General features: G+C 64.3%; 25 protein-coding genes and 1 pseudogene. 17 read left to right on the top strand and 9 right to left on the bottom strand.

Features of this window, described 5'->3' with window-relative positions; translation table 11 throughout:
- Nucleotides 1-11 precede the first annotated feature (11 nt).
- Nucleotides 12-3,164 carry an efflux RND transporter permease subunit gene (locus tag P0R31_RS02005; protein ID WP_275512622.1) on the top strand — a complete coding sequence of 1,051 codons (3,153 nt, stop codon included), beginning with the start codon at nt 12-14 and terminating at the stop codon, nt 3,162-3,164.
- Nucleotides 3,165-3,429: 265 nt separating this feature from the next.
- On the opposite strand, the gene P0R31_RS02000 is transcribed toward P0R31_RS02005, so the two are convergent.
- Nucleotides 3,430-4,602 carry an MFS transporter gene (locus P0R31_RS02000; RefSeq protein ID WP_275512621.1) on the bottom strand — a complete coding sequence of 391 codons (1,173 nt, stop codon included), beginning with the start codon at nt 4,600-4,602 and terminating at the stop codon, nt 3,430-3,432.
- 53 nt (nt 4,603-4,655) lie between these two features.
- On the opposite strand from P0R31_RS02000, the gene P0R31_RS01995 reads away from it, so the two are divergent.
- Together P0R31_RS01995 and P0R31_RS01990 are read left to right on the top strand one after the other, a co-directional pair.
- Nucleotides 4,656-5,546 carry an AraC family transcriptional regulator gene (locus tag P0R31_RS01995; RefSeq protein WP_275512620.1) on the top strand — a complete coding sequence of 297 codons (891 nt, stop codon included), beginning with the start codon at nt 4,656-4,658 and terminating at the stop codon, nt 5,544-5,546.
- 225 nt (nt 5,547-5,771) lie between these two features.
- Entirely contained in the window at nt 5,772-7,124 is a 1,353-nt protein-coding gene (locus P0R31_RS01990) for a malonyl-CoA decarboxylase (RefSeq protein ID WP_275512619.1), read from the top strand.
- A gap of 323 nt (nt 7,125-7,447) precedes the next feature.
- Here P0R31_RS01990 and P0R31_RS01985 read toward each other — a convergent pair.
- The 6 genes and pseudogenes from P0R31_RS01985 to P0R31_RS01960 form a co-directional block, all read right to left on the bottom strand.
- Nucleotides 7,448-7,734 (bottom strand): annotated as a pseudogene (locus tag P0R31_RS01985) (GIY-YIG nuclease family protein).
- 177 nt (nt 7,735-7,911) lie between these two features.
- Entirely contained in the window at nt 7,912-9,078 is a 1,167-nt protein-coding gene (tarD, locus tag P0R31_RS01980) for a D(-)-tartrate dehydratase (protein ID WP_275512757.1), read from the bottom strand.
- A gap of 159 nt (nt 9,079-9,237) precedes the next feature.
- Nucleotides 9,238-9,480, bottom strand: coding sequence for a DUF3297 family protein (locus tag P0R31_RS01975; RefSeq protein WP_029674077.1), 243 nt, complete (start codon nt 9,478-9,480; stop codon nt 9,238-9,240).
- Nucleotides 9,481-9,491: 11 nt separating this feature from the next.
- Nucleotides 9,492-9,968 carry a glutathione peroxidase gene (locus P0R31_RS01970; protein WP_275512617.1) on the bottom strand — a complete coding sequence of 159 codons (477 nt, stop codon included), beginning with the start codon at nt 9,966-9,968 and terminating at the stop codon, nt 9,492-9,494.
- 2 nt (nt 9,969-9,970) lie between these two features.
- Nucleotides 9,971-11,371 carry an amidase family protein gene (locus P0R31_RS01965; RefSeq protein ID WP_275512616.1) on the bottom strand — a complete coding sequence of 467 codons (1,401 nt, stop codon included), beginning with the start codon at nt 11,369-11,371 and terminating at the stop codon, nt 9,971-9,973.
- 231 nt (nt 11,372-11,602) lie between these two features.
- Nucleotides 11,603-11,860: a DUF6894 family protein gene (locus P0R31_RS01960; protein WP_036007354.1), complete on the bottom strand. Its 258-nt coding sequence runs from the start codon at nt 11,858-11,860 to the stop codon at nt 11,603-11,605.
- 262 nt (nt 11,861-12,122) lie between these two features.
- Between P0R31_RS01960 and pqqA the strand changes: the two genes are divergently transcribed.
- From pqqA to P0R31_RS01910, 10 genes are all read left to right on the top strand, one after another.
- On the top strand, nt 12,123-12,203 hold the full coding sequence (gene pqqA / locus P0R31_RS01955) for a pyrroloquinoline quinone precursor peptide PqqA (RefSeq protein ID WP_007595659.1): 81 nt from the start codon (nt 12,123-12,125) through the stop codon (nt 12,201-12,203).
- 124 nt (nt 12,204-12,327) lie between these two features.
- The gene (pqqB, locus tag P0R31_RS01950; RefSeq protein WP_275512615.1) at nt 12,328-13,257 is read left to right on the top strand and encodes a pyrroloquinoline quinone biosynthesis protein PqqB; all 930 of its coding nucleotides are present in this window, start codon (nt 12,328-12,330) and stop codon (nt 13,255-13,257) included.
- Between the two features lie 20 nt (nt 13,258-13,277).
- Nucleotides 13,278-14,033, top strand: a complete 756-nt coding sequence (gene pqqC, locus P0R31_RS01945) for a pyrroloquinoline-quinone synthase PqqC (RefSeq protein ID WP_430516787.1) — start codon at nt 13,278-13,280, stop codon at nt 14,031-14,033.
- A gap of 11 nt (nt 14,034-14,044) precedes the next feature.
- Complete coding sequence (pqqD, locus tag P0R31_RS01940) at nt 14,045-14,356, top strand: pyrroloquinoline quinone biosynthesis peptide chaperone PqqD (protein ID WP_275512613.1); 312 nt, start codon at nt 14,045-14,047, stop codon at nt 14,354-14,356.
- The gene (gene pqqE / locus P0R31_RS01935) at nt 14,353-15,534 is read left to right on the top strand and encodes a pyrroloquinoline quinone biosynthesis protein PqqE (protein WP_275512612.1); all 1,182 of its coding nucleotides are present in this window, start codon (nt 14,353-14,355) and stop codon (nt 15,532-15,534) included. Before pqqD ends, pqqE begins: the two co-directional genes overlap by 4 nt.
- Nucleotides 15,524-16,510, top strand: coding sequence for a prolyl aminopeptidase (gene pip / locus P0R31_RS01930; RefSeq protein ID WP_275512611.1), 987 nt, complete (start codon nt 15,524-15,526; stop codon nt 16,508-16,510). Before pqqE ends, pip begins: the two co-directional genes overlap by 11 nt.
- A 141-nt stretch (nt 16,511-16,651) precedes the next feature.
- Nucleotides 16,652-17,329, top strand: a complete 678-nt coding sequence (locus P0R31_RS01925; protein WP_275512610.1) for a DUF4286 family protein — start codon at nt 16,652-16,654, stop codon at nt 17,327-17,329.
- Between the two features lie 310 nt (nt 17,330-17,639).
- Nucleotides 17,640-19,439 carry an FAD-dependent oxidoreductase gene (locus tag P0R31_RS01920; RefSeq protein WP_275512609.1) on the top strand — a complete coding sequence of 600 codons (1,800 nt, stop codon included), beginning with the start codon at nt 17,640-17,642 and terminating at the stop codon, nt 19,437-19,439.
- Complete coding sequence (locus P0R31_RS01915) at nt 19,409-21,256, top strand: 2-oxoacid:acceptor oxidoreductase subunit alpha (RefSeq protein WP_275512608.1); 1,848 nt, start codon at nt 19,409-19,411, stop codon at nt 21,254-21,256. The genes P0R31_RS01920 and P0R31_RS01915 overlap by 31 nt, the downstream gene beginning before the upstream one ends.
- 165 nt (nt 21,257-21,421) lie before the next feature.
- Nucleotides 21,422-22,477, top strand: a complete 1,056-nt coding sequence (locus tag P0R31_RS01910) for a 2-oxoacid:ferredoxin oxidoreductase subunit beta (protein ID WP_275512607.1) — start codon at nt 21,422-21,424, stop codon at nt 22,475-22,477.
- On the opposite strand, the gene P0R31_RS01905 is transcribed toward P0R31_RS01910, so the two are convergent.
- Together P0R31_RS01905 and P0R31_RS01900 are read right to left on the bottom strand one after the other, a co-directional pair.
- Entirely contained in the window at nt 22,478-22,924 is a 447-nt protein-coding gene (locus tag P0R31_RS01905; RefSeq protein ID WP_036007306.1) for a DUF4399 domain-containing protein, read from the bottom strand. It abuts the gene before it with no gap.
- Nucleotides 22,925-22,940: 16 nt separating this feature from the next.
- On the bottom strand, nt 22,941-24,467 hold the full coding sequence (locus P0R31_RS01900; RefSeq protein WP_275512606.1) for an SUMF1/EgtB/PvdO family nonheme iron enzyme: 1,527 nt from the start codon (nt 24,465-24,467) through the stop codon (nt 22,941-22,943).
- 324 nt (nt 24,468-24,791) lie between these two features.
- Between P0R31_RS01900 and P0R31_RS01895 the strand changes: the two genes are divergently transcribed.
- From P0R31_RS01895 to P0R31_RS01880, 4 genes are all read left to right on the top strand, one after another.
- Nucleotides 24,792-25,412, top strand: coding sequence for a hypothetical protein (locus P0R31_RS01895; RefSeq protein ID WP_275512605.1), 621 nt, complete (start codon nt 24,792-24,794; stop codon nt 25,410-25,412).
- 39 nt (nt 25,413-25,451) lie between these two features.
- On the top strand, nt 25,452-25,901 hold the full coding sequence (locus tag P0R31_RS01890) for a DsrE family protein (RefSeq protein WP_275512604.1): 450 nt from the start codon (nt 25,452-25,454) through the stop codon (nt 25,899-25,901).
- 254 nt (nt 25,902-26,155) lie between these two features.
- On the top strand, nt 26,156-26,479 hold the full coding sequence (locus P0R31_RS01885; protein ID WP_275512603.1) for an ArsR/SmtB family transcription factor: 324 nt from the start codon (nt 26,156-26,158) through the stop codon (nt 26,477-26,479).
- Nucleotides 26,476-26,904, top strand: a complete 429-nt coding sequence (locus tag P0R31_RS01880; RefSeq protein WP_275512602.1) for an SRPBCC family protein — start codon at nt 26,476-26,478, stop codon at nt 26,902-26,904. Before P0R31_RS01885 ends, P0R31_RS01880 begins: the two co-directional genes overlap by 4 nt.
- Nucleotides 26,905-26,934: the final 30 nt, after the last annotated feature.

The following is a 26,934-nucleotide window of genomic DNA, read 5'->3' as shown; positions in this document are numbered from 1 at the left end:
GGCTGCCAGCCATGATCTCAAAGTTCTTCATCGAGCGGCCGGTCCTCTCGAACGTCATCGCGCTTCTGATGATCCTGATAGGCGGCGTCGCGCTGTTCAACCTCGCCATCGCGCAATATCCCGACGTGGTGCCGCCGACCGTGCAGGTCACCACGCGCTATCCCGGCGCCAGCGCCAAGACCGTGATCGATACCGTGGCGCTGCCGATCGAGCAGCAGGTCAACGGCGTCGAGGACATGCTGTACATGCAGTCCTACAGCGGCTCCGACGGCACCTACACACTGACCGTGACCTTCAAGATCGGCACCGACCTCAACTTCGCGCAGGTGCTGGTGCAGAACCGCGTCTCCAGCGCATTGTCGCAATTGCCGCAAGCCGTGCAGAATCAGGGCGTCACCGTGCAGAAGCGGTCGACCTCGATCCTGCTGTTCGTGACGCTGACCTCGCCCGATTCGCGATACGACAGCCTCTACTTGAGCAACTACGCCACCATCAACATCCGCGACGAGCTCTCGCGCCTGCCCGGCGTCGGCAACGTCACCGTGTTCGGCGCCGGGCAGTATTCGATGCGGATCTGGCTCGATCCCAACAGGCTGCAGGTGCGAGGCCTGGTGCCGCAGGACGTGATCCAGGCGATCCAGCAGCAGAGCCAGCAGGTCTCAGCCGGCCAGGTCGGAGCGCCGCCGACGCCGCCGGGACAGGCGTTTCAGTACACGCTGAACGTCAACGGACGGCTCGACGATTCCGGCCAGTTCGAGAACATCATCGTCAAGACGGGATCGAGCGGCGACGTCACGCGTGTGCGCGACGTCGGCTGGGTCGAGCTCGGCGCGCAGACCTACAGCCAGATCTTCTCGCTCAACAAGCAGCCGGCGGTCGGCATCGGCGTGTTCCAGTCGCCCGGCGCCAACGCGCTGCAGGTCGAGCAGGCCGTCGAGAAGAAGATGGCCGAACTCGCCAAGCGCTTCCCCGAAGGCATCAAGTACGACACGCCGTTCGACACCACCAAGTTCGTCGAGGCCTCGGTGCACGAGGTCTACATGACCCTGATCGAGGCCGGCCTGCTGGTGCTGGTCGTGATCCTCATCTTCCTGCAGGACTGGCGTGCGATGCTGGTGCCGGCCACGACCGTGCCTGTCACCATCATCGGCGCCTTCGCCGCGATGGCGGCGCTCGGCTTCACCATCAACATGTCGACGCTGTTTGCGATCGTGCTCGCGATCGGCATCGTGGTCGACGACGCCATCGTCGTGGTCGAGGGCGCGGCCCACAACATCGAGCAGGGCATGAACGGCCACGACGCCGCGATCCGCGCGATGGACCAGCTGTTCGCGCCAATCGTCGGCATCACACTGGTGCTGATCTCGGTGTTCCTGCCGGCCTCGTTCCTCGCGGGACTGACCGGGCGCATCTACTCGCAATTCGCGCTGGTGATCGCCGCGACCGCCCTGCTCTCCGCCATCAACGCCGCGACCCTGAAGCCGACGCAATGCGCGCTGTGGCTGCGGCCGGCCGTGCCGCCGGAGCAGCGCAATTTCTTCTATCGGGGTTTCAATGCAGTCTACAACCGCGTCGAGCGCGGCTACACGCGGCTGATCACGTTTCTCGTCAAGCACGCCACCGTCTCGGTCGCGTTCGCGCTGCTGATCATCGCCGCCAGCGGCTACGGCCTGTCGCGGGTGCCGACCGGCTTCCTGCCGATCGAGGACCAGGGCTATCTGATCGCCGCGGTGCAGCTGCCCGACGGCGCCGCACTGGAGCGGACGCAGGCCGTGCTCGACAGGGCGAGCGGGCTGATCAAGGAGACACCCGGCGTGGCGCAGGTCATCACCATCGCCGGCATCTCTGCGCTCGACAACAGCGCCAGTCTCGCCAACGCCGGCGTCGCCTACATCATCCTGAAGGATTGGGACGCCCGTAAAGGCCCCGGCGAGGATCTGCGCTCGCTGGTCTTCGGCCTGAACGACAAGCTCGCTGATATCATGGAGGCGCGCACCATCGTGCTGCCGCCGCCGCCGATCCAGGGCATCGGCAATGCGGCCGGCTTCTCGATGCAGGTCGAGCTGCGCGACGGCAACAGCGATTTCGCCAAGCTGCAGGCCATCACCGGCGCGATGGTGTCCAACGCCCAGAGCCAGAGCGCACTGCAGCGCGTGCAGTCCTCGTTCCGCTCCTCGGTGCCGCAATTCAACATCGAGATCGACCGCATCAAGACCCAGACACTTCATGTCACCACAGATCAGGTGTTCTCGGCGCTGTCGACCTATCTCGGCTCGTCCTACGTCAACCAGTTCAACAAGTTCGGCCGCGTGTTCCAGGTCTACACCCAGGCCGATCCCGCGTTCCGCGTCACCGAGCGCGACATCGCCAACATGCAGGTGCGCAACTCGAACGGCGACATGATCCCGATCGGCACCGTCGCCAAGATCACGCCGGCCACCGGGCCGTCGCTGATCAGCCTCTACAATCTCTATCCGTCCTCGACCGTGATCGGCCTGCCGGCTCAGGGCTACTCCTCCGGCCAGTCACTGAAGCTGATGGAGGAGATCGCGGACAAGACGCTGCCGCCGGGCACCGGCTATGAATGGACCGCGATGTCGTATCAGGAGAAGGCGGTCTCGAACCAGATCTACTGGGTGTTCGGCCTCGCCATGCTGCTGGTCTATCTCGTGCTCGCCGGTCAGTACGAGAGCTGGTACGCGCCGATCTCGGTGATCCTCGCGGTGCCGCTGTCGCTGCTCGGGCCGATGCTGATCCTCTCCGCCCTCAAGATCGACAACAACCTCTATTGCCAGATCGGCCTGATCCTCCTGATCGCGCTCTCGGCCAAGAACGCCATCCTGATCGTCGAGGTCGGCCTCGAGCTGCACGGCCGCGACGGCAAGCCGATCATCGAATCCGCGATCGAGGCGGCGCGCGCGCGCTTCCGCCCGATCCTGATGACGTCGTTCGCCTTCATCCTCGGCGTCGTCCCGCTGGTGCTCGCCACCGGGGCCGGCGCCAGCGCGCGCAAGTCGATCGGCATCACGGTGTTCTCGGGCATGCTGGCCTCGACCTGCCTTGCGGTGCTGTTCGTGCCGGCCTTCTTCGTGGTGGTGCAGCGCTTCGAGAACTGGCGGGCGTCGAAGAAGAAGCCGCAGGCGGTGGCGGAGGTGAAGACTTAGCTCGCTTTGGTCCGCTCAAAACAAAAGTGCGAAAACAACCCCATGCACAGTAGGGTCGGGGTTGAAGGGCTCGATAACATTTCGGTCTTGCCGAAACGGCTTGCTCCGTCGGGCAAAACAGGGGCATAATGGCATGATGGGTGCATGGCGAGGGTGCCTCCTCATCCTTCGTCATTGCGAGCGCAGCGAAGCAATCCAGTGTCCCTCCGCGGGAAGATTCTGGATTGCTTCGCTGCGCTCGCAATGACGGTGGGGAGAGTTCGCCTCACACCGTCTGCGGCGTGCGGATCTCGCGCGGCAGGATCAGCGCGGCGGCGATGGCGAGCAGGCAGAGGGCGGCGAAGGCGTGCAGCATGGTGACGAAGCCGCCCTGCTCGTAGAGCCAGGCGACCAGGCCGACGGAGGCGCCGGCCGCGGTGAAGCCGACAAAATAGCGCACGGCATAGGCGCGCGAACGCCACTCTTCCGTGGTGTATTTGCCGACCATGGCGTCGTTCACCGTGACCTGCCCGAACGCGCCCATGACGATACCGATCGACACCAGGATCAGCGGCAAATTGGACAGGCTCGCGGCGAGATACAGGAACGGCGCCAGCATGAAGGACAGCGGCAGCGCCACCGTCTTCAGCGCATAGCGGTCGAGCAGCCGGCCGATCGTGTACTGCGTCATCGCGCCGAACACGTAGACGCCCGCGGCGATGACACCTAACAGCGCCGGGCTCTTGGTCAGGTCCGCAAGCCGCTCGGCGAACAGCTTTGGCAGCGCCACGGTGACGGCGTTGAAGGTCGTGGAGATCGCGATCACCACGATCAATAGCGCCAGGATTACACGCCACATATCCTGCCTGGCCACCCGCGCCTGCGCCGCCGCCTGCTTCGAGCCCTTGCGGTCCTCGTGCACGATACTCAGCGCGAAGGCGATGCCGATCAGGACCGTGACCGCGCCGGGAACGATGAACGCAAAGCGCCAGCCGAGATATTGGCCGATCACGCCTGTTACCAGCGCCGACGAGGCCACGCCGAGATTGCCCCAGACGCCGTTGATGCCCATCTCGCGGCCGAGCCGGTCGGCGTAAGACACGATCATGGCGGTGCCGACGGGGTGGTAGATCGAGGCGAAGATGCCGATCGCGAGCAGCGCCGCGCCGAGCTGCACGGGGGTCTGCACGAAGCCGACCGCGATCATGGAGAGGCCGATGCCGACAAAGAAGATCAGCATCATGTGGCGGCGGCTCCAGCGATCACCCAGCCAGCCGGTGAGCAGCGAGCCCGCACCGAAGGCGACGAAGCCCGGCGTCGCGTAGGGCAAGAGTTCCGAATAGGCCATGCCGAGCGCCGGACCCATGATGATGACGGCGGCGGCGAAGATCAGCATCGAATAATGGTCGATGAAATGACCTGCGTTGACGAAACCGATGACCCGACTGGGGCTGTTCATTTACCGAATCCTCTCCTGCTCCGAAATGAGTTATATGTCCTCCCCATGACGGGATGCCGCCAATGACTGTCTTGAAAAGGCCAATCTTGGAAACGCCAAGCTTGGAAACGCCAATCCTGCGGGAGGTCCGGAGCAACCACCGCGCGCCCGCGGGCGTGCATCTGGTCGCCCGCGACTACCCCAAGGGGATGCGGATCGATCTGCACATGCACCGCGAGGCCCAGCTGATCTATGCGGCGAAGGGCACGATGCAGGTGACGACGCCCGGCGGACGTTGGCTGGTGCCGCCGGACCGCGCGGTCTGGGTGCCGGCCGGGCTCGAGCATGCCATCGACCTGCTCGCCGACATCGAGATGCGCACGCTGTATTTCGACCTGTCCTGGCTGAAGCGCGAGCAGCGCTATGACGGCCTGACCCGGGAATTCGTGGTGCGGGTGTCGCCGCTGCTCAATCAGGCGATCCTCGCGCTGTTCGACGGGCGCAACACCGAGGAGCGCACCGAGCTCCTGGTGCGCCTGGTGATGCTGGAATTGCACCAGGCTGAGGATTCCGCGACTTTCGTGCCGGTGCCGCGCGAAGCGCGCTGCCGCCGCGCCGCGATGATCGTGCTCGACGATCCCACCGGCCTGCACGACATCGACGCGCTGGCGCGCGAGGTCGGAACTTCGGCGCGGACCTTGTCGCGGCTGTTTTCGAGCGAGACGCAGCTGAGCTTCAAGAGCTGGTGCCAGCGCGCGAGGGTTGCGGCGGCGATCGAGCGGATATCGACGGATGCGAACGTGTCGGTGAAGCAGCTGGCCACCCAGCTCGGCTATGCCAGCGTGCCGGCGTTCTCGGCCGCGTTCCGCCAGGTGACGGGTAGGACGCCGACGGAGTTTGCAACACACGCGGTGTCGTCGCCCGGCTTGACCGGGCGACCCAGTACGCCGAGACGGCTCGGCTAGAATCGAGAAGCTGCGGCGTACTGGATGCCCCGGTCAAGCCGGGGCATGACAGCGCGTTTTGGAATGAGCACTGCCCGGCATACCATCGACCCGTTCCGGCATGCCTGCATTCTCCAAACGCACGGCCCGACGAAAGATGCCGCATTCGCCTGCTTGATTGTGATCGGCTGCACCCAAATCCCGTGGTAGCTTGCCGCATCGCACAGACCTGATACGAAAGCCCCGATGGCCAACGCCTTCTTCTCCGACCTGCTTGCCACCATCTCCGAGCGCGGCCGCACGTTGCTTCGCCGGGGGGACGCCGCCGATACCAAGCATGATGCCGACGGACTGCTCGAGCTCTGCGATGCGCTGCTGTCGGGCCGGGGCGAAGCCTCGGGCACCGCGATGGCGCGCGAGGTGCTCGACATCTACGGGGAGCTCGATGCAGCCGGGCGCCGTGCCTTCTTCGAAGGGCTGGTGCGCGATTTCGGCCCCGACCGGGAGCGCCTGTCCAAGGCGATCGAGACATGGCGCGCCGCGCCCAGCGACGAGGACGCAAGCTCGCTGCACTTCGCTTCCGAGCCGCGCCGGCAGGAGCTGATCCGACGGCTCAACCGCGCGCCCGGCGGTACCGGCGATCTCGTCAACATGCGGGCCGATCTGCTCGGCATGATGAACGGGCACACCGATCTCGCCGCGCTCGACCGCGACGTCTCGCATCTTCTTTCTTCGTGGTTCAACAGGGGGTTTCTCGTGCTGCGCAGGATCGACTGGTCGACCCCGGCCAACATCCTCGAAAAGATCATCCGTTACGAGGCCGTGCACGAGATCTCGGACTGGGACGATCTGCGCCGCCGCATCGATCCGGTCGACCGGCGCTGCTACGCCTTCTTCCATCCTGCGATGGTGGACGAGCCCTTGATCTTCGTCGAGGTGGCGCTGACCGAGACGATCCCCGGCGCGATCCAGCCCCTGCTCGCGGTCGACCGCCAGCATCTGCCGATCGAGCGCGCGCGCACCGCCGTGTTCTATTCGATCTCCAACACCCAGCGCGGCCTGGGCGGCATCTCCTTCGGCAGCTTCCTGATCAAGCAGGTGGTGGAAGAGCTGCGCCGCGAGCTGCCCAAGCTCGACACCTTCGTCACGCTGTCGCCGGTGCCCGGCTTCATGGCCTGGGTGAAGCAGGACAAGGATTTGCCGCTGTCGGACGAGGACCGCGAGGTGCTGGGGCGCCTCGACGATCCCAGATGGTTCGAGAGCCCGGAGACGGCGGCACTGCTCCGCGCCGTGCTGGAGCCGCTCGCGGCGCACTATTTCCTCAAGGCGCGCACGCCGAAAGGCAAGCTGATCGATTCCGTCGCCCGCTTCCATCTCGGCAACGGCGCGCGGCTGGAGCGCATCAACTGGCTCGGCGACCTCTCGCCCAAGGGAATGCGCGAGTCCGCCGGAATCATGGTCAACTACCTCTACCGTCTCGACGACATCGAGAAGAACCACGAGGCCTATGCCAATGACGGCGAGGTCGTGGCGTCGAGTGCGGTGAAGAAGCTGCTGAAGGGTGAGGGGCGACGGCTGCTGGATATGCGGCTGTCGTAAGGCAAACGCTCGCTCTCCACCGTCATTGCGAGGAGCCCTTGCGACGAAGCAATCCAGACTGCCTCCGCGGGAAGACTCTGGATTGCTTCGCTGCGCTTGCAATGACGGAGAATGTGGCGGCCCCTCGCGCAATTCGGCCACATCGAGCCGCGGGCCAGACGCCCGCGAGCGGCCACTGGCCCCTCCACCGTCATTGGCGAGGAGCTCTTGCGACGAAGCAATCCAGACTGCCTCCGCGGGAAGACTCTGGATTGCTTTGCTGCGCTCGCAATGACGGAGAATGTGGCAACCGCCTCACCGGGCAGCCGCAACTCTCCTGGCGGTCAGATCAGCGTCTCGTACAAATCCATCCATTCTGGATTGAGGCTCTCGATGAGGCAAGCTTCTTCGCCCGACTGCCACCCTTGATCTGCTTCTCGCGCACAATCGCGTCCGCCATGGTCGCGTGCAGTTCGTACCAGACGAGAAGCTTGCAGCCGTACTTGGACGAGAAACCGTTGACCAGTCCCTCGCGATGCTCGAACGCGCGGCGCGGTGGATTTGAGGTGACGCCGGTGTAGATTGTCCCATTTCGACGGTTGGCGAACATGTACACGCAAGGCTGCTTCATGATCGTTCTCGCTGAGGGCGGCCTCTGCGATATCACCATCTTGAGATGATTTCGAGACTTCACTCCACCGTCATTGCGAGGAGCTCTTGCGACGAAGCAATCCAGACTCCCGCTGCGGAAAGACTCTGGATTGCTTCGCTTCGCTCGCAATGACGGCGAGTGGCGCTACAGCGGGGCCTACTCCGCCAGCGCCTTCATCTCGTTGTAGAGATCGGACTTGCCTTCGAAGCCGATGCCGGGGAGATCGGGCATGGTGATGTGGCCGTTCTCGACGCGCACGCCGTCGGGGAAGCCGCCATAGGGCTGGAACAGGTCCGGGTAGCTTTCGTTGCCGCCGAGCCCTAAACCCGCGGCGATGTTGAGCGACATCTGGTGGCCGCCGTGGGGGATGCAGCGGCTCGGCGACCAGCCATGGGTCTTCAGCACCTCCAGCGTGCGCTGGTATTCGCACAGGCCATAGGACAATGCGCAGTCGAATTGCAGCCAGTCGCGGTCGGGGCGCATGCTGCCGTAGCGGATCAGGTTGCGGGCGTCCTGGTGGCTGAACAGGTTCTCGCCGGTCGCCATCGGGCCCGGATAGAACTCGGCGAGCGCGGCCTGCAGCGCGTAGTCGAGGGGATCGCCGGCTTCCTCGTACCAGAACAAGGGATAGTCACGCAGCATCTTGGCATAGGCGATGGCGGTCTCCAGATCAAAGCGGCCGTTGGCATCGACGGCGAGCTGCGCGTCGTTGCCGATCTCCTTCAGCACCGCCTCGATGCGGATGCGGTCCTCGGCGATATCAGCGCCGCCAATCTTCATCTTGACGACGTTGTAGCCGCGGTCGAGATAGCCGCGCATCTCAGCCCGCAGCATCGAGAGATCCTTGCCGGGATAATAGTAGCCGCCGGCGGCGTAGACGAAGACGCGCGGATCGGCCTTCAGGCCGTGGCGCTCGGCGAGTAGGCGGAACAGCGGCTTGCCCGCGATCTTCGCCACCGCGTCCCACACCGCCATGTCGATGGTGCCGACCGCAACCGAGCGCTCGCCATGGCCGCCCGGCTTCTCGTTGGTCATCATCGCAGCCCAGACCTTGTCGGGGTCGAGATTGTCGCCGGCTGCGTTGAGCAGCGACTTCGGATCAGCCTCCGTGATACGCGCGGCAAAGCGCTCGCGGATCAGGCCGCCCTGCCCGTAACGGCCGTTGGAGTTGAAGCCGTAGCCGACGACGCGCTTGCCGTCGCGGACCACGTCGGTGACGACGGCGACGAGGCTGGTCGTCATCTTCGTAAAGTCGATATAGGCGTTGCGGATCGGCGAGGAGATCGGTTTTGTGATTTCGCGGACGTCGACGATGCGGACCATGGGTTCGGCTTTCACTTTCGTCATTGCGAGGAGCGAAGCGACGAAGCAATCCAGACTGTCGCGGCGGAAAGATTCTGGATTGCTTCGCTTCGCTCGCAATGACGAGGAGAGAATGTGCGCTCCTCGCAATGACGAGGAGAGAGCGGCGCTCAGTTCAAACTATTTCTTATCCCGGAAATACGGCTCGACCGGACCGTGCACCTTGATGGTCAGCGGGTTGCCGTGGCGGTCCTTGGCATTGCCGGCGGTGACGCGGACCCAGCCTTCGCTGATGCAGTATTCCTCGACATTGGTCTTCTCGATGCCCTTGAAGCGGATGCCGACGTCGCGCGCCAGGATGTCCGCGTTGTAATAGGGGCTGTTCGGGTCGACCGACAGGCGGTCCGGAAATTCGTCGCTCATGATTGTCTCGCTCACAACAGTGTTTCGATTTGATTGCGCAATCCTTCGGGCCGCGCGGTCGGCGCGTAGCGCGCGACCACGCGGCCCTCACGGTTCACCAGGAATTTGGTGAAATTCCATTTGATGGCGGCGCCGAGAAGCCCGGATTGCTGGCGTTTCAGGTACTCGTACAGAGGATGCGCCTTCGGCCCGTTGACGTCGATCTTCTCGAACAGGGGAAAGGTGACGTCGTAATGGGTCGAGCAGAATTCCTGGATCTCGCTCGCCTGCCCCGGCTCCTGCGCGCCGAACTGGTTGCAGGGAAAGCCGAGCACCGAGAAGCCGCGCGGCGAGAGATCGCGATGGAGATCCTCGAGGCCGCGATATTGCGGCGTGAAGCCGCATTTGCTCGCAGTGTTGACGATCAAGAGCACCTGCCCCTCGAAACGTCGCAGCGTGACCTCCTCGCCGGCGAGCGAGTTGGCCTTGAAGTCGTAGATATCAGTCATCGCTAGCCCATGGGATCGATCGGCGACGGCGGCACGCCGCCGGCCTCGATCGCCTCGCCCGCGAGCAGGCACAGATCCTCGCGATAACGCCCCGAGACGACGTGCACGCCGACCGGCGCCTTGCCGACGAGACCGGTGGAGACGACGAGGCCCGGCAATCCCATGAAGGGAATCGCGATCTGCGGCAGCTGCGCTTCCCAGACGCGCTTGAAGGCGTCCTCGTCCTTGCGGTCGAGATGGTCCGGGAACGGCAATTCGCCCGAGACCGGCGTCAGCAGCACGGCGTATTTTTCGAAGAACAGCATCCAGTCGCGGGTCAGCGTGGCGCGCCGGGTCAGCGCCTTGGCGTAATTGGCCTGATCCATCGGCGTAACTCGATTGCGGTTGCCGCGCAGGCAGGCCAATGCGCCGGGATCGCCCTCGCGCTCGGCCATCTCCAGCTGCGCCTCATAGCCGTCGCCGAGCCAGAGCTTGATCTGCCACTCGACCGCCTCGCGCATCGGCGGCGTGTCCTCGATCACATCGACGGTCCAGCCCGCGCGCTCCAGCCGCTTGCCGGCATCGCTCACCGCGGCCTTCACCTCCGGCGCGGTGGCAAGGCCGCCCGGATTGAGGCAGAGCGCGGCGCGCTTGTCCCGTGCGGGGCCTTGCAGCGGCACCGGCGCGAACCAGGGATCGCGGATGTCGCGAGCCGACATGGCCTCGAGCGAAATTCTGAGATCATTGACCGTGCGCGCCAGCGGGCCCGAGACCGCCATGATCTGCGGCCCGATCGGGCGCTCCGGCAGCGCCGGATTGAAGGCCGGAATGCGGCCGAGCGTCGGGCGCAGACCGTGCACGCCGCAGGCATAGGCGGGATAACGGATCGAGCCGGCAATGTCGGTGCCATGCGCGATGTGGCCGATGCCGGCGGCGACCGCCGAGCCGGCGCCGCCGGACGAGCCGCCCGGCGTCAGCGAAGCGTCGCGGGGGTTCTTGGTGTCGCCATGGATGAGATTGGTGGTGAACCAGCGGTAGGAGAAGGCGGGGCAATTGGTGCGGCCGAGCAGGATGGCACCCGATTTCCGGAAATTGGCGACCACTGGATTGTCCTCGCGCGCGATCAGGTCGCGCTGCAGCTTGAGGCCGTTGGTGGTGGCAAAGCCTTCCTGGTCGACATTGGCCTTGATGGTGACGGGCACGCCGGCAAGGACGCCGGGGTCCTCGCCCCGGGCAATGGCGGCATCGACGGCATCGGCCTGCTTGAGCACGTCCTCCGGCCGGTGGTCGATCACGGCGTTCAGCTGGGGATTGACGGCATCGAGCCGCGCGAGACCGGCCTTGGCCGCCTCCCTGGCGGACACCTTTTTGGACCTGACGAGGGTGGCGAGGTCGGCGGCCGACAGGCGCCAGAGATCTTGCATGGCTTGCTCCGTGTAACCGGCGTCTTTTAGCGCCGGGAACGCGGCAAAGCCATGCGGATTTCGCGGGGGTGAAGGGCGGGTTTTGCGCCAGGCGCTGCCTCATTCTCCGTCATTGCGAGGAGCCCTGCGACGAAGCAATCCAGGCTGCCTCCGGGGCGGGATTCTGGATTGCTTCGCTACGCTCGCAATGACGTCGAGGGAGCGGTGAGCCCCTTACCCAACCGCGTCCGGCTAATGCCTCGTGGCGGACTGGTCCGGCATGTCGAGAAGCGCTTCGGTGAAGGGAAATTCCAGCACGATCTCGCCGTCGGCGTCGGTGACCTCGATGACGGCCTCCAGCAGCGCCGGCTGGGTTCCTTCCGACTTCACGACCTCAAGGATCATCTGGCGCGCGACCTCCCAGGCGCGATCGGGGTTGCGCAGGTCCTCGCCGTCAGGATCCACGATCAGTTCGTCGCCGATGCGGGTGTTGAAGAAATATCTGGGCATGCCTGATCCAAGGGGGTCGCCTGTCGCCGATGAGAAGCCGTTCCATACTCACAACTGGTTTATCCCGACAGGGATCACGACCTATCGGCAATTTTGCGTATCTGATCCGCTCATCTTTGCGGCCGCAATACGCCATCTTTGCAGCGCAACAATTCCCGCAGCCTACTACCTAGGTCGGGAAAATTTCACTGGCGAAGTTTTCCGCCCGCATTAATTTATCTGCGGGCGGATGCGTCCGAATTTTCGAAAAATGGAGAGCCAAATGGCCTGGAAAGCCCCGAAGATCGTCGAAGTGCCCTGCGGCATGGAAATCAATATGTATGTGAGCGCCACCCGCAAGTAAGCGGCTGGTGAGATCTGCGCAGGTGGTTCTTTCGGTCACGATACGTTTCCGGCAGTCAGAAACCTTGTCCGAAACTGTCTCGACCTGAGATCCACCTCGCCAATTCGCCTCCAGGAGACGGATCATGCTTCGCGTCGTCGTCCTGGGCGCCGGGGCCGGCGGCGGAGTTCCGCAATGGAATTGCGGCTGCGAAGGCTGCCGCGCGGCTCGTGCGAGTGGACATGAGCTCTTTCGAACCCAGGCCTCGGTCGCCTTCAGCGGCGACGGCGAGCACTGGTTCCTGATCAACGCCTCCCCCGATCTTCGCCAGCAATTGAATGCCACGCCGCAGCTGCACCCCAAGGCGGGCGCGCTGCGCCACACGCCGATTGCGGGCGTGATCTTGACCAACAGCGAAGTCGATGCGGTGGCCGGCCTGCTGTCGATGCGCGAAGGCTCGCCCTTCACGATCTATGCGCACGAGAAGGTGCTGGCGATCCTTGCCAGCAACAGCATCTTCAACGTGCTGAACGAGAAGAACGTGCGGCGCCAGCCGATCGCGATCCGCGAGCCGTTCGAGCCGCGGCTGCCCGACGGCACGCGCTCGGGGCTCGAGGTGCTGCCCTTTGCCGTGCCGGGCAAGTCGGCCTGGTATCTCGAAGGCAAGGCGCATCCGGGCGGCGAGAGCGGCGACGGCGACACGCTGGGCCTGAAAATCACCGACAGGGCCACGGGCAAGTTCTTCTACTTCATCGCGGCCTGCGCCGAAGTGACCGACGCGCTCAAGGCCGAGATCGACGGCGCTTCACTGGTGTTCTTCGACGGCACGGTCTGGCGCGACGACGAGATGATCAGGGCCGGCCTCGGCCACAAGACCGGCAAGAGCATGGGCCATGTCGCCATGTCCGGCGAGGACGGCGCCATCGCGCGGCTGGCCGACCTCAATATCGACAGGAAGCTGTTTCTGCATATCAATAATTCGAATCCGGCGCTGCTGCCCGGCTCTCCCGAGCGCAAGATCACTGAGGAGGCGGGCTGGCAGATACCGGCGGATGGAACGGAGATCGTGCTGTGAACGCCGCATCACTGCCTGGAATGACCGCACTCTCGATCGGCAAGGACTTGAAGCTCAACTCGGCTGAGGAGCTCGAGGCGGCGCTGCGCCACATCGGCGCCACGCGCTATCACAGCCTGCATCCGTTCCATAAGCTGCTGCATGGCGGCAAGCTGAACAAGGGCCAGGTGCAGGCCTGGGCGCTCAACCGCTACTATTACCAGAGCACGATTCCGATCAAGGACGCGGTGGTGATCTCCCGCTTCCGCGACCGCGCCACCCGCCTGGAATGGCGCCATCGCATCGAAGACCACGACGGCGACGTCGGCAGCGAAGGCGGCATCGAGCGCTGGATCAAGCTGACCGAAGGCCTCGGCCTCGACACCGCCTACGTGGAATCCACCGAAGGCATCTTGCCGGCGACGCGCTTTGCGGTCGAAGCCTATGTCCACTTCTGCCGCGAAAAAAGCCCGCTGGAGGCGATCGCCTCCTCGCTGACCGAGCTGTTCGCACCCAACCTGCATGAGGAGCGCATCGCCGGCATGCTGGAACACTACGACTTCGTCAACCCCGACATCATGAGCTACTTCAAGCGCCGCCTGACCCAGGCGCCGCGCGACGCCAATTTCGCGCTCGATTATGTCAAGAGGCACGCCACGACGCCGGAGCAGCGCGCGCAGGTCTGCAACGCGCTGATCTTCAAGACCAACGTGCTATGGGTGCAGCTGGATGCGCTCCAGCATGCCTATGTCGAGGGGCACATTCCGCCGGGCGCGTTCGTGCCCAAAGCGAGTTAAAAGGAAGATCAATGGCCGGGCCGCGGAACATCAGCGTCAGCGGGGCAAGCCGCCCCGTGCTGCCGCGGCATGCCAAGCTCAGATATGACGAGACGCGCAAGGTCTGGGTGATCCTGGCGCCGGAGCGCGTGCTGGCGCCGGACGAGATTGCGGTCGAGGTCTTGCAACTCTGCAACGGCGAGCGCAATGTCGGCGACGTCGCCGATCAGCTCGCCGCGAAGTACGCTGCGCCGCGCGAGGCGATCCTGGTCGACGTCATCGCCATGTTGCAGGATCTCGCCGACAAGGGCTTTCTCACCGAGATCAGGGAGAAGACGTCATGAGCGACGTGACCATCCCGCCCAGCGACAGCCTCGCGGTGCTGGAAAAGCAGCGCTCGACGGCGGAGACGTTCGGCATCCCGCTCGCGGTGCTGCTCGAGATCACCCATCGCTGCCCGCTGCAATGTCCCTATTGTTCCAATCCGGTCGAGCTCGACCGCTCTGGCAAGGAGCTGACGACGGACGAGTGGAAAAAGGTGCTGAGCGAGCTCGCCGAGATCGGCGTGCTCCAGGTGCATTTCTCCGGCGGCGAGCCGACGGCACGAAAAGATCTGGTCGAGCTGGTGAAGCATGCCAGCGACGCCGGGCTCTACACCAATCTCATCACCTCGGCCGTGCTGCTGACGCGCGAGAGGCTCAGCGATCTCGCAGATGCCGGGCTCTGCCATGTGCAGATCTCCTTCCAGGGCATCGAGGAAGGCCTCGCCGATCGCGTTGCCGGCTACAAAGGCGGTCACCGCAAGAAGCTCGAGGTGGCGAAATGGACGCGCGAGCTCGACCTGCCGCTCACCGTGAACGCGGTGATGCACCGGCAGAACCTGCACCAGCTCCCCGACATCATCCAGATGGCGCTCGATCTCGATGCCGACCGGCTCGAGGTTGCCAATGTGCAATATTACGGCTGGGCCCTGAAGAACCGCGCCGCGCTGATGCCGACCGTGGCGCAGCTAGAGGAATGCACTGGCATCGTCGAGACGGCGCGCGAGCGGCTGAAGGGCCGGCTGACCATCGACTATGTCGTGCCTGACTATTACGCGCTGCGGCCGAAGAAATGCATGGGCGGCTGGGGCCGGCAGTTCTTCAACATCTCGCCCGCCGGCAAGGTGCTGCCCTGCCATGCCGCCGAGAGCATCACCGGGCTCGATTTCGAGTCGGTGCGCTCCAACCATTCGATCGCCTGGATCTGGCAGAACTCGGACGCCTTCAACCGCTATCGCGGCACCGGCTGGATGAAGGAGCCGTGCAAGACTTGCGAATTCCGCGAGATCGATTTCGGCGGCTGCCGCTGCCAGGCTTTCGCGCTGACCGGGGACGCCGCCAACACCGACCCGGCCTGCGCGCTGTCGCCGCTGCACGAGACCATTTTCAAGCAGGCGGAAGCCGAGGCCGCAGGCGAGACCAGCCGCTTCCTCTACCGCAACTTCGCCGGCGGCACCCTGGAATCCGAGAATGGGACCTGACGCCGACGCGGCCGCTTCCACCAAACGTGCCGATCCCTTTGCGCCGCTGACCTCCGACATACTCGCCGTCGGCGAGGGCCATGAGCTCTATGTCGAGAGCGTCGGCCGCAGCGACGGCATCCCTGCGGTCTATCTGCATGGCGGGCCTGGCAGCGGCTGCCAGCCCGACCATCGCCGGCTGTTCGATCCCGACCGCTTCTGCGCCGTGCTGTTCGACCAGCGCGGCTGCGGCCGCAGCCGGCCCAAGGGATCGCGCGAGCACAACACCACACAGCACCTGATCGCGGACGTGGAAAAGATCCGCGAAAAATTCGGCTTCGAACACTGGATGGTGGTCGGCGGTTCCTGGGGCGCGACGCTGGCGCTGGCTTATGCGCAGGCGCATCCCGAGCGCGTCTCGGGCATTGCGCTGCGCGCGACGTTTCTCGGCACGCGGGCGGAGGTCGAGACCGCCTTCACCTCGCGCCTGTCGCAATTTTATCCCGCGCTGTACGAGGATTTCCTCAGCGTGCTGCCGGCCGAGGAGCGCGACCGGCCGGTGGATGCCTATTGGCGCCGCATCCTCGATACCGACCCTGCCGTGCATGGCCCGGCGGCGAAGGCCTGGCACGACACCGAGCGCGCTCTATCGGAGCACAAGGCGGCCAGGACGCGGCTCGACCTCGCCGCGCTGAACGTCTGGCGCACCTTGCCGGCGACGCCGTTCATGGAAGCGCATTATTTCATCAACGACAGCTTCATGACAGAGAACCAGCTGCTGCAGAATGCGGAGCGACTCGGCGGCATTCCCGGCATCATGGTGCAGGGGCGCTATGATCTGTTGTGTCCCCCCGCGACATCCCAGGCCCTTGCGAAAGTATGGCCCGGTTCCGAGCTTCGTATCGTGGAAGGGGCCGGACATTCGCTCTATGATGGCGGCGTAAGGGACGCGGTCATGAAGTCGATCGCGGACCTCGCATCGAAGATCGCTCGCTAGGGTCTATCTCCTCATCCTGAGGAGCGCTCGGAGAGCGCGTCTCGAAGGATGAATGGCCGGGTGCGACAGCGGAGCCTTCATGGTTCGAGACGGCGCTTCGCGCCTCCTCACCATGAGGGTCTGGAAGCAAGGACAAGAAGAATGCCGCTCGCCGGAAAGGGCATGCTGCTGACGTCGATGAACATCGACGCTGCGGACGAGGCCGATTTCAACCGCTGGTACGATCGCGAGCATCTGGAAGAGCGCGTCGCGATCGAGGGGTTCCTCGAAGCGCGGCGCTATGTCGCGCATGCCGCCAATCCCAAATATCTCAGCCTGTATTCGACCGCGACGCTCGACGTGCTCGACAGCCCCGCCTACCGGGCGCGGCTCGCGAACCCGACCGACTGGTCGCGGCAGACCATGGCGCGCTTCAAGGACATGCTGCGTGTCGTCGCGCGCATCACCATCAGCAACGGCACCGGGCGCGGGGCCGCGCTCGGCCTGGTGCGTCTGCGGCCGACGGCGGGCAACGCCGGTGCGTGGCGTGATGCGCTGCAAGAAAAGCTGGCGCCGCAAGACCGCGACGGCATCATCTCGATGCACCTGCTCGAAAGCGAGCCGGAATTGTCGGGCGCAACGGCGGGAATTCCGGCGGTGCGCAACGAGGGCGCGCGCGACTGGTTCGTGCTGATCGACGGCACGCATGTCAATGCGGTCTCCGCCGTCATCGCCGAGCGCTTCACCGGCCCGGCTGCGGCGCCCTTCCCGCTTCCGATCTCCGTCGGCACCTACTGCCTGATGTGGGACCTCGCGAAGAGCGACATCGCGCGCGGCTGAACTCACAATAGCGATGCGTAAGCAGCCGTGCGCCTCTCTTCCGTCATTCCGGGGCGGCGCGCAGCGACGAGCCCGGAATGACGGAGAGGGATGCTGCAGCGCACGCGCAACCGCGTGCGGCATTAATGCTGTCTGCGCGTAGCTCCCATGAAAGCCGTGACGCGCGCAAATTTGCCGTTGTACTTCGGAACGGTTCTAATAAGCTAACCCAATGACGTCATTCAGAAACCAGATCGAAGCGCGTTAAGCGCTCGCCAAGCTCTAACAAAAAAGGCCGCGGGGTCTTTGGGCCTGCGCGGACAGGGTAGGAATGAAACCGACCGATATCGCGGCCCCCGACTACTTTCACAAAGTGGTCGATTGCCAGTGGGCCTGTCCTGCGCACACCCCGGTTCCCGAATACATCCGACTGATCGCCCAAGGCCGCTACAGCGATGCCTACATGATCAATTGGAAATCCAACGTATTTCCCGGCATTCTGGGACGCACCTGCGATCGTCCCTGCGAGCCGGCGTGCCGGCGCGGACGCGTGGAGGAAAATCCCGTCGCGATCTGCCGCCTCAAGCGTGTTGCAGCGGATTTCAAGGACGACATCAGGCAGCGGCTGCCGAAGCCCGGGCCGAAGAACGGCAAGCGCGTCGCGCTGGTCGGCGGCGGTCCCGCTTCGCTGACGGTGGCACGCGATCTCGCGCCGCTCGGCTATCACTGCACCGTGTTCGATGCCGACCCGGAAGCCGGCGGCATGATGCGCACGCAGATCCCGAAATTCCGCCTGCCCAATTCCGTGATCGACGAGGAGACCGGCTACATCCTGGGTCTCGGCGTCGAGTTCAAAGGCGGCCACCGCATCGACAGCATGAAGGCGCTGCTTGCCGAGAAATACGACGCCATCTTCGTCGGCTCCGGCGCGCCGCGCGGCCGCGAGCTCGAGCTTCCCGGCCGGAAAGAGGCCGCCGCCAACATCCATATCGGCATCGAATGGCTGGCCAACGTGTCGTTCGGCCATGTCGACAAAATAGGCAAGCGCGTCATCGTGCTCGGCGGCGGCAACACCGCGATGGATTGCTGCCGCACCGCACGCCGGCTCGGCGGCGAGAAAGTCACCGTGGTCGTGCGTTCCGGCTTCGACGAGATGAAGGCCTCGCCCTGGGAGAAGGAGGACGCGATCCACGAGGATATCCCGATCCTCAACTACATGGTCCCGGTGGCCTTCAAGCACGTCGCCGGCAAGCTGATCGGCGTCACCTTCCAGCACGTCAAGGCCGAATACGACGCCAAAGGCCGCCGCAACCTGGTGCCTTCGGGCGATCCCGATCAGACCATTCCCTGCGACGACGTGCTGGTCGCGGTCGGCCAGGAGAACGCCTTCCCCTGGATCGAGCAGGATTGCGGCATCGAATTCGACAAATGGCACATGCCCAAGGTCGATCCGAAGACCTTCGCCTCGACCAATCCGAAAGTGTTCTTCGGCGGCGATGCCGCGTTCGGCCCGAAGAACATCATCTGGGCGGTTGCGCACGGCCATGACGCCGCGCTGTCGATCCACAAGATGCTCTCGGGCGAAGCGGTCGACGAGCGCCCGCTGCCGGAGGTGCAAATCTCCTCGCAGAAGATGGGCATCCACGAATGGAGCTATGACAACGACATCTCGCCCGACAAGCGCTACAAGGTGCCGCATCGCGACAAGGTCGTCGCGCTGAAGGACATCCGCGCCGAGGTCGAGCTCGGCTATGACGTCAAGCTCGCGCTCGGCGAAGCCCATCGCTGCCTGAACTGCGACGTGCAAACCGTGTTCTCGACCTCGCTCTGCATCGAGTGCGACGCCTGCGTCGACATCTGCCCGATGGATTGTATCACCTTCACCGCCAACGGCGAGGAAAGCGATCTGCGCCAGCGCCTGAAGGCGCCCTCCGCTCACCCGGACCAGGACCTCTACGTCTCCTCGGACCTGAAGACCGGGCGCGTGATGGTGAAGGACGAGGACGTCTGCCTGCATTGCGGGCTGTGCGCCGAGCGCTGTCCCACCGGCGCCTGGGACATGCAGAAATATTTCATCGAGATGACCCACGCAGGTTCGACATGTCCGACAAAAAGCCGATCAGCAGCGTAAACGACTTCGTCGTCCGCTTCGCCAACGTCAACGGCTCGGGCTCGGCCAGCGCCAACGAGATGTTCGCGCGCGCGATCCTGCGCCACGGCGTGCCTGTCAGCCCACGCAACATCTTCCCCTCCAACATCCAGGGCCTGCCGACCTGGTACGAGGTGCGCGTGACGGAAGCCGGCCATCTCGGCGCCCGCGGCGGCGTCGACATGATGGTGGCGATGAATCCGCAGACGTGGGACAAGGACGTCGCCGGCATCGAGCCCGGCGGCTATCTGTTCTACGATTCCACCAAGCCGATGCCGTCGACCAAATTCCGCGACGACATCACCGTGATCGGCGTGCCGCTGACCGCGATCACCAATTCGACCTATACCGATCCGCGGCAGCGACAGCTGTTCAAGAACATCATCTATCTCGGCGCGCTCTCGGCGCTACTCGACATGGATCCGAAGCTGATCGAGCAGCTGATCGGCGAGCAGTACAAGGGCAAGGAGAAGCTGCTGTCCTCCAACGTCCATGCGCTGCATCTCGGCCGCGATTGGGCCTTGCAGAACCTGAAATGCCCGATCGGGCTGCGCGTGAAGAAGTCCGACAAGGTCGGCGACCGCATCTTCATCGAGGGCAACAGCGCGGCCGCGCTCGGCGCCGTCTATGGCGGCGCCACCGTGTGCGCCTGGTATCCGATCACGCCGTCATCGTCGGTGGCGGAAGCCTTCACCGCCCATTGCAAGAAGTACCGGCACGATCCTGAAACCGGCAAGGCGAAATACGCGATCGTGCAGGGCGAGGACGAGCTGGCCTCGATCGGCATCGTGATCGGCGCGTCCTGGAACGGCGCCCGCGCCTTCACCGCGACCTCCGGCCCCGGCATCTCGCTGATGACCGAGTTCATCGGCCTCTCGTACTTTGCCGAGATCCCGGCCGTGATCATGAATATCCAGCGCGCCGGCCCCTCCACGGGCATGCCGACCCGCACCCAGCAATGCGACATCATCGCCTGCGCCTATGCCTCGCATGGCGACACCAAGCACGTGCTGCTGTTCCCCGAGGATCCGGCCGAAGCGTTCGAGTTCGCGGCGGCCGCCTTCGATCTCGCCGAGCGGCTGCAGACCACGATCTTCCTGATGCTCGATCTCGACATCGGCATGAACCACCGGCTCTGCCGCCCGCTGAAGTGGGACGATGCCAGGCAATATGACCGCGGCAAGGTCATGACGGCGGAGATGCTGGAGGAAGGCCGCGACTTCGGCCGCTATCTCGACGTCGACGGCGACGGCATTCCCTACCGCACCTACCCCGGCACGCACCCGACCAAGGGCTCCTACTTCACCCGCGGCACGTCGCGCGACCGCTATGCGCGCTACTCCGAGGAAGGCACGGTCTACGCCGACAACATGCAGCGCCTGGTCCGCAAGTTCGAGACGGCGCAGGACCTGGTGCCGCGGCCGCTGCAGTCCAATGCGGAACGGCCGACCAAATATGGCGTGATCTATTTCGGCTCGACCTCGCCGGCGATGGACGAGGCGATCGGCCTGCTGGAAGCGCGCGGGCATCAGCTCGATCGCCTCCGCATCCGCGCCTTCCCGTTCCACTCGAGCGTGGCGAGCTTCCTCGCCGAGCACGACTTCGTCTACGTGGTCGAGCAGAACCGCGACAGCCAGCTGCGCCAGCTCATCGTCAACGAGAACGGCATCGATCCCGTCCGTCTGGTGCCGATCGTGCATTACGACGGCACGCCGATCACCGCCCGCTTCATCGCCAAAGCCATCGGCGACCACCAGGACCACCTCAAGGTGACCCCGCTCCGCAAGGCCGTGTCATGAACAACACCTTGCGCTCTCCTCCGTCATGCCCGGGCTTAGCCGTTCGAAGAACGGCGTCGCTTCCGCTCGCCTATGCCCGGGCATCCACGCCTTTCTTTTCCCGGCCAAGACGTGGATGGCCGGGTCAAGCCCGGCCATGACGCCGCGGAAATTTCAGGTGCTCGCATGACCTACATCGCAAAACCAAAATTCCATCATCCGGGCCTGAAGAAGAACTCGCTCGGCTACACCCACCGCGATTACGAGGGCAAGATCTCGACTTTGTGCGCCGGCTGCGGCCACGATTCGATCACGGCCTCGATCATCGAAGCCTGCTACGAGCTCTCGATCGAGCCGCACCGGGTGGCGAAGATCTCCGGCATCGGCTGCTCGTCGAAGACGCCGGACTATTTCCTCGGCAATTCGCACGGCTTCAATTCCGTGCACGGCCGCATGCCATCCGTGCTGACAGGCGCCAACCTCGCCAACCGCGACCTGATCTATCTCGGCGTCTCCGGCGACGGCGATTCCGCCTCGATCGGCTTCGGCCAGTTCGCGCATTCGATCCGTCGCGGCGTCAACATGACCTATATCGTCGAGAACAACGGCGTCTACGGCCTGACCAAGGGCCAGTTCTCGGCGACCGCCGACCGCGGCTCGAAGAGCAAGAAAGGCGTCACCAATACCGATAACGCCATCGACCTCGTCGCGATGGCGCTGCAGCTGGGCGCCACCTTCGTCGCGCGCTCCTTCTCCGGCGACAAGAGCCAATTGGTGCCGCTGATCGCCGCCGCGATCGGCCACAAGGGCGCGTCCTTCATCGACGTCATCAGCCCCTGCATCGCGTTCAACAACCACGCCGGCTCGACCAAAAGCTTCGACTATGTCCGCGAGCACAACGACGCCGTGAATCGGCTCGACGTGCTGGTCGGCCGCGATCCCATTGCGGTGGACTACGCGCCCGGCACGGTGCAGGTGGTCGAGCAGCACGACGGCAGCAAGATCGCGCTGCGCAAGATCGACGCGGACTACGATCCGCACGACCGGCTGGGCGCCCAGACCTTCCTCGCGCGGCACGCCGCCAAGGGGCAGATCGTCACCGGTCTTCTTTACGTCGATCCCGATGCCGAAGACCTGCACGAGCATCTCAACACGGTCGAGACGCCGCTCAACGCGCTGGAGGCGGACACGCTCTGTCCCGGCTCGGCGGTCCTGGACAAGATCAACGCCAGCCTGCGGTGATCATCTTCGCGCTGATGCCGCCGGCCTGACGCGTATCGTGATCTTCTCCGACACGACGGGTGGTTCGAACGGATAGTGTTTGGCGTCGCCAAGCACCAGTTGCAGCGTATGCGTGCCCGGCGGAAGCTCGAGGAACGTTTCGGTTTGTCCCGCTCCGAAATGCAGATGGGACTTGTCCTGCGGAATCGGCTCCTTGGCATCGATGGGGTCTTTCACATCGATCAACAGATGATGGTGGCCGGCATTGTGGTAGTCGTCACCGGCATGCGTCACGCCCATGTTGCGCAGGCCGAACCGGACCCAAAACCCACCACGGATCTTCTGACCGTCATACGGCGAGATGAAATAAAGCTTGGCGTCCTTTGGCGCAGTTTTGCCTTGCGGATAGGCCGCGCCGGGGAGCAATGCGATGGCGGCCGCCAGCGCGATACAGGAAACGATCTTCATCAAATTGACTCCAGTACTACGGACTGAGCGCGATCCGGAATCCGTGCGTGGGGTAACGGACGCCGGTGTCGTATCCACCGCGGTTTGACGGCCGCACATATCTCGAATCGTTCTTCCAGGAGCCTGAGCGCAGGACATGAGAGCTGCAGTCAGCGCTGGTCCGCGCCGAGCCGTCGCTGGGCGCGCCCTGATAGGTCCGGTGCCAGCAGTCCGCGACCCACTGATCGATGCCGCCGCCCATGTCGTAAAGCCCGAACGGATTTGGCTTGAAACTGCCGACCTTGGCCGGCTGCTCGGCGGCAAGTTCACCGCAATCCTTGCAGCCGGCCATGCCCGGCTGCAGCTTGTCGCCCCACCAATATTTGGTCTGTGTGCCGCCGCGTGCCGCATATTCCCATTCGGCTTCGCTCGGAAGCCGGTAGGGCTTCTTCGTCGCCTGCGCGAGCCAGGCGACATATTGCTGCGCATCGGTCCAGCTCACATTGCTGACCGGGGCATCGTCCTTGCCGGTGGCCGTGAATCCGCACACCTTGGCGGCAGCGCATTCGTTCCACTCCTGCACCGTCACCGGGTATTTTCCGATCGAGAACGGCTTGATCGTGACCTGGTGGACGGGACGCTCGGTCGGATCTTCGTTGCTACCCATGGCGAAGCTGCCGCCGCGAATGGCGATCATTTCGGGCTCGCGCACCGGCGTTGCCGATGGGCTGGGAGCCGGAGTCGGGGCCGAAGGCGACGAAGCCAATGACGGAGAGGGTTGCGGCGTCTGCTTCGCCGCCTCGCGCGGCAACGGCTGAGGAACCGGTGAGACGACCGGAGCGGTGGGCGGCGCGGCAGCCTGCTCGCCCATTCTGCCGGGCTGCGCCAGCAAATACCAGAGCACGCCGGTGGCCATCATCAGCACTGTAATGGCCAGCAAAAAGATCAGCGCGTTCTCACGCCGGCTTCTTGTCTTGCCGACCGCATCAGCGTCCGGCAGCACACGATACACGCGCACCGGATCGGTGATGTTCTTGACCTTGCGGTCGCCGAGCGACTCATAGCCGCATACTACCTTGTGCTTGATCTGCTCGTAGATCGCGCCGGAGATATAGACCTGACCGGGCTCGGCAATGCCCTCGATGCGCGTGGCGATGTTGACGCCGTCGCCGTAGACATCGTCCGACTCCACGATCACATCGCCGAGATTGACGCCAATCCGATATTCGAGCCGCGAATGCTTGGGAAGCGGCGCGTTGCGGCCGATGAGGTTCTGCTGGATGACGATGCTGCATCGAACGGCCTCGACAGGGCTGTCGAAAATGGCGATGAAGCCATCGCCTGTCGTCTTCACCAGAGTTCCATGGTGCTCGACGATGCTTGGATAGATGAGGTCGCGCTCGATCCGCTTGACGCGGACATGCGTCCCCTCCTCATCAGCCTGCATCATGCGGCTGTACGAAGCGATGTCACCGACAATGATCGCGGCGAGGCGACGAGGCATGGCGCCGTGCGGAGGCGGCTCGTCTTGATTGCCGGATTTGAAGCTGCGAATTTCGCCCATTGCGGGGGAGACTCCACATACTGACAAGGCAGCCCCAGCTTACGACCGCCGAAGGCGGTCGTCTGTGAACGCTATCACATTGACGAACCGAGACAATGTCGCAGCGATTGCAGGCTTCAAGTTCCGAAGGGCCGCCCGCTTCACCGCTTGAACCTTCTCGAGCCCATCAGTGACTAAGGCGGAGCGTGAAGCGAGTTGCGCGAATCCGCACCGCGACCACCGCTCGAGCGGCTTGCGACGGTTGAACGCGGGTCACCAATTCTGCGTCTAACAGACAGCAGCTCTGTCTTGCTGCGACGAAATTGTCATGTGCGCGAGGCCCTCATGAAGCTCGTCATCCTTGCTGCCCTCACTTTTGCTGCGCTGACCAGCGTCGGCCGCGCCGAGGAAGTCGACGATATCCGCGAGGCCAGCAAGGCCGAGGCCGAGACCTTCAATACACGGATGTATGCGAAGCCTCCCGGCGACAAGGCCTATGCCTGCTTCATCCGCCGCTACGATGCCGACCATCTGGCGCGGCATCCGAAGCAGAAGGTCGCTTCGATGAAGCTGCTGGTCTCCGCGGAGTTCGACAAGGAGGACAAGGAGCTGCACCACTCGTTTCGCCTCGGCTTCAGATACCGTCACCGCAGCGGCGATTTCGATTCCAGCGGCTCATGCAACCACGCCGTATTCACCAGGAGCGGCGACGAGGTGCGCCTTGGCTGCGGCGTCGACTGCGATGGCGGCGGCATCGGCGTTGCGCTCTCCAGGGACGACAGATCGGCGATCGTGCGGCTCGAACGTGTCAGGGTCTGGCAGAACAACAAGCCGGACGATGACGCCGAGCATTCGCTGACCGCCGGCGCCGACGACAAGATTTTCCGTCTCGACCGCGCCGACAATCGCGAGTGCGCCTCGCTGGTGACCGACCGCAAGGAACTCGCGGCCCTGCGCCACAAATGATATGCCTGCGGCAATGTCAGGCAATCCAGGGAGAATGCCATGAACCGCCGCAGCATCTTGTGGAGCGCCGTCTCGGCTTTGGGCGCAGCACTCGGCGCCTCCGGCGCCAGAGCCGCGACGGAAGTGAGCGCGAGCAACAAGCTGAAAGTCGCCTACCATCTCAGCGACGCCGAGAAGGTCCATTTCGTGCTCGGCAACATCCAGAACCACATCGAGGGCGTCGGCGGCCCCGAGCATGTGACAATCGCGCTGGTGATCCACGGCCCGGCGCTGAAGGCGTTTCACTGGGCGCAGGCCAACCCCGACGTCAGCAAGCGGATCAGTGATTTCTCCAAGGGCGGCGTCGAGCTCGCGGCCTGCGGCAACACGATGAAGGCGCAGAACGTGACGCTGAGCGAGCTGCTGCCGGGCTTCGTCAACGCCGAGAACGGCGGCGTGGTCCGGCTCGCCGAACTGCAGTCGCAGGGGTATCTGTATTTGCGGCCGTAGCCGGGCACGGCGATGGCTGGCGCGGCCCTTTCCGCGTCATTGCGAGGAGCCCGTGCGACGAAGCAATCCAAGCAGCCTCCGCGGAAGGTTTCTGGATTGCTTCGCGGAGCCTGTCATCGGGCCGCGCTTCGCGCGGTCCCGTTGGCTCGCAATGACGGAGGAGTGTGGCGGCGCCGTATCCTCCCGTCGCACTTGACTAACCCATAACTCCACAGTTATGAGTTAACCCATAACTTCCCAGTTATGGATCTTTCATGTCCACCACCCCCGACCTTCTGTTCAGGACGCTCGCCGATCCCACCCGGCGGGCGATCTTCGAGCGGCTGTGCCGTGAGGGGGAGCAGACGGTCGGGGCGCTGACGACGCGATCCGGCGTGTCGCAGCCGGCGGTGTCGAAACATCTTGGCGCCCTGAAGCAGGCGGGCCTGGTGCGCGACCGGCACGAAGGACGGCAGACCCATTACAGCGCGCAGCCCGGTGCGCTCAATCCGCTGATCGACTGGACCGGCCAGATGGCCGGGTTCTGGCAGAAAAGGTTGGATGCCCTCGACGATCTCCTGAAGAGGATGGACCAATGAACGAACCCGCCGAGACGCGCTCGGTCGTCATCGAGCGCGAATTTGCCTATCCCGCCGAGCGGCTCTGGCGCGCGCTGACGCAGCCGCATCTGATCGAGGAATGGCTGATGAAGAACGACTTCAAGCCGGTCGTCGGCCATCACTTCAATCTGCGCGGCGAATGGGGCGGCGTGCTGGACTGCGAGGTGCTCACCATCGAGCCGCAGAAGACGCTGGCCTACACCTGGAATTTCTCGCATGAGGACGCCGCCTTCGATCTCAAGAGCATCGTCACGTTCACGCTGACGCCGACGAGCGCGGGCACGCATCTGCGCGTCGAGCAGGCGGGCTTCCGTCCGACGCAGAAACAGGCGTTCGGCGGCGCGCATGCCGGCTGGAAGCAGTTCCTGGCCAAGCTGGACGATTTGCTGGCGCGAGCGGGCTAGCCCTGCCGACGTCCATTTCGATTGATCCAA

Source organism: Bradyrhizobium yuanmingense (genome assembly GCF_029167105.1).
GTDB lineage: Bacteria > Pseudomonadota > Alphaproteobacteria > Rhizobiales > Xanthobacteraceae > Bradyrhizobium > Bradyrhizobium yuanmingense_A.
Note: the sequence above shows the minus strand (reverse complement) of the source record. Positions and strands in the feature narration are given on the sequence as shown.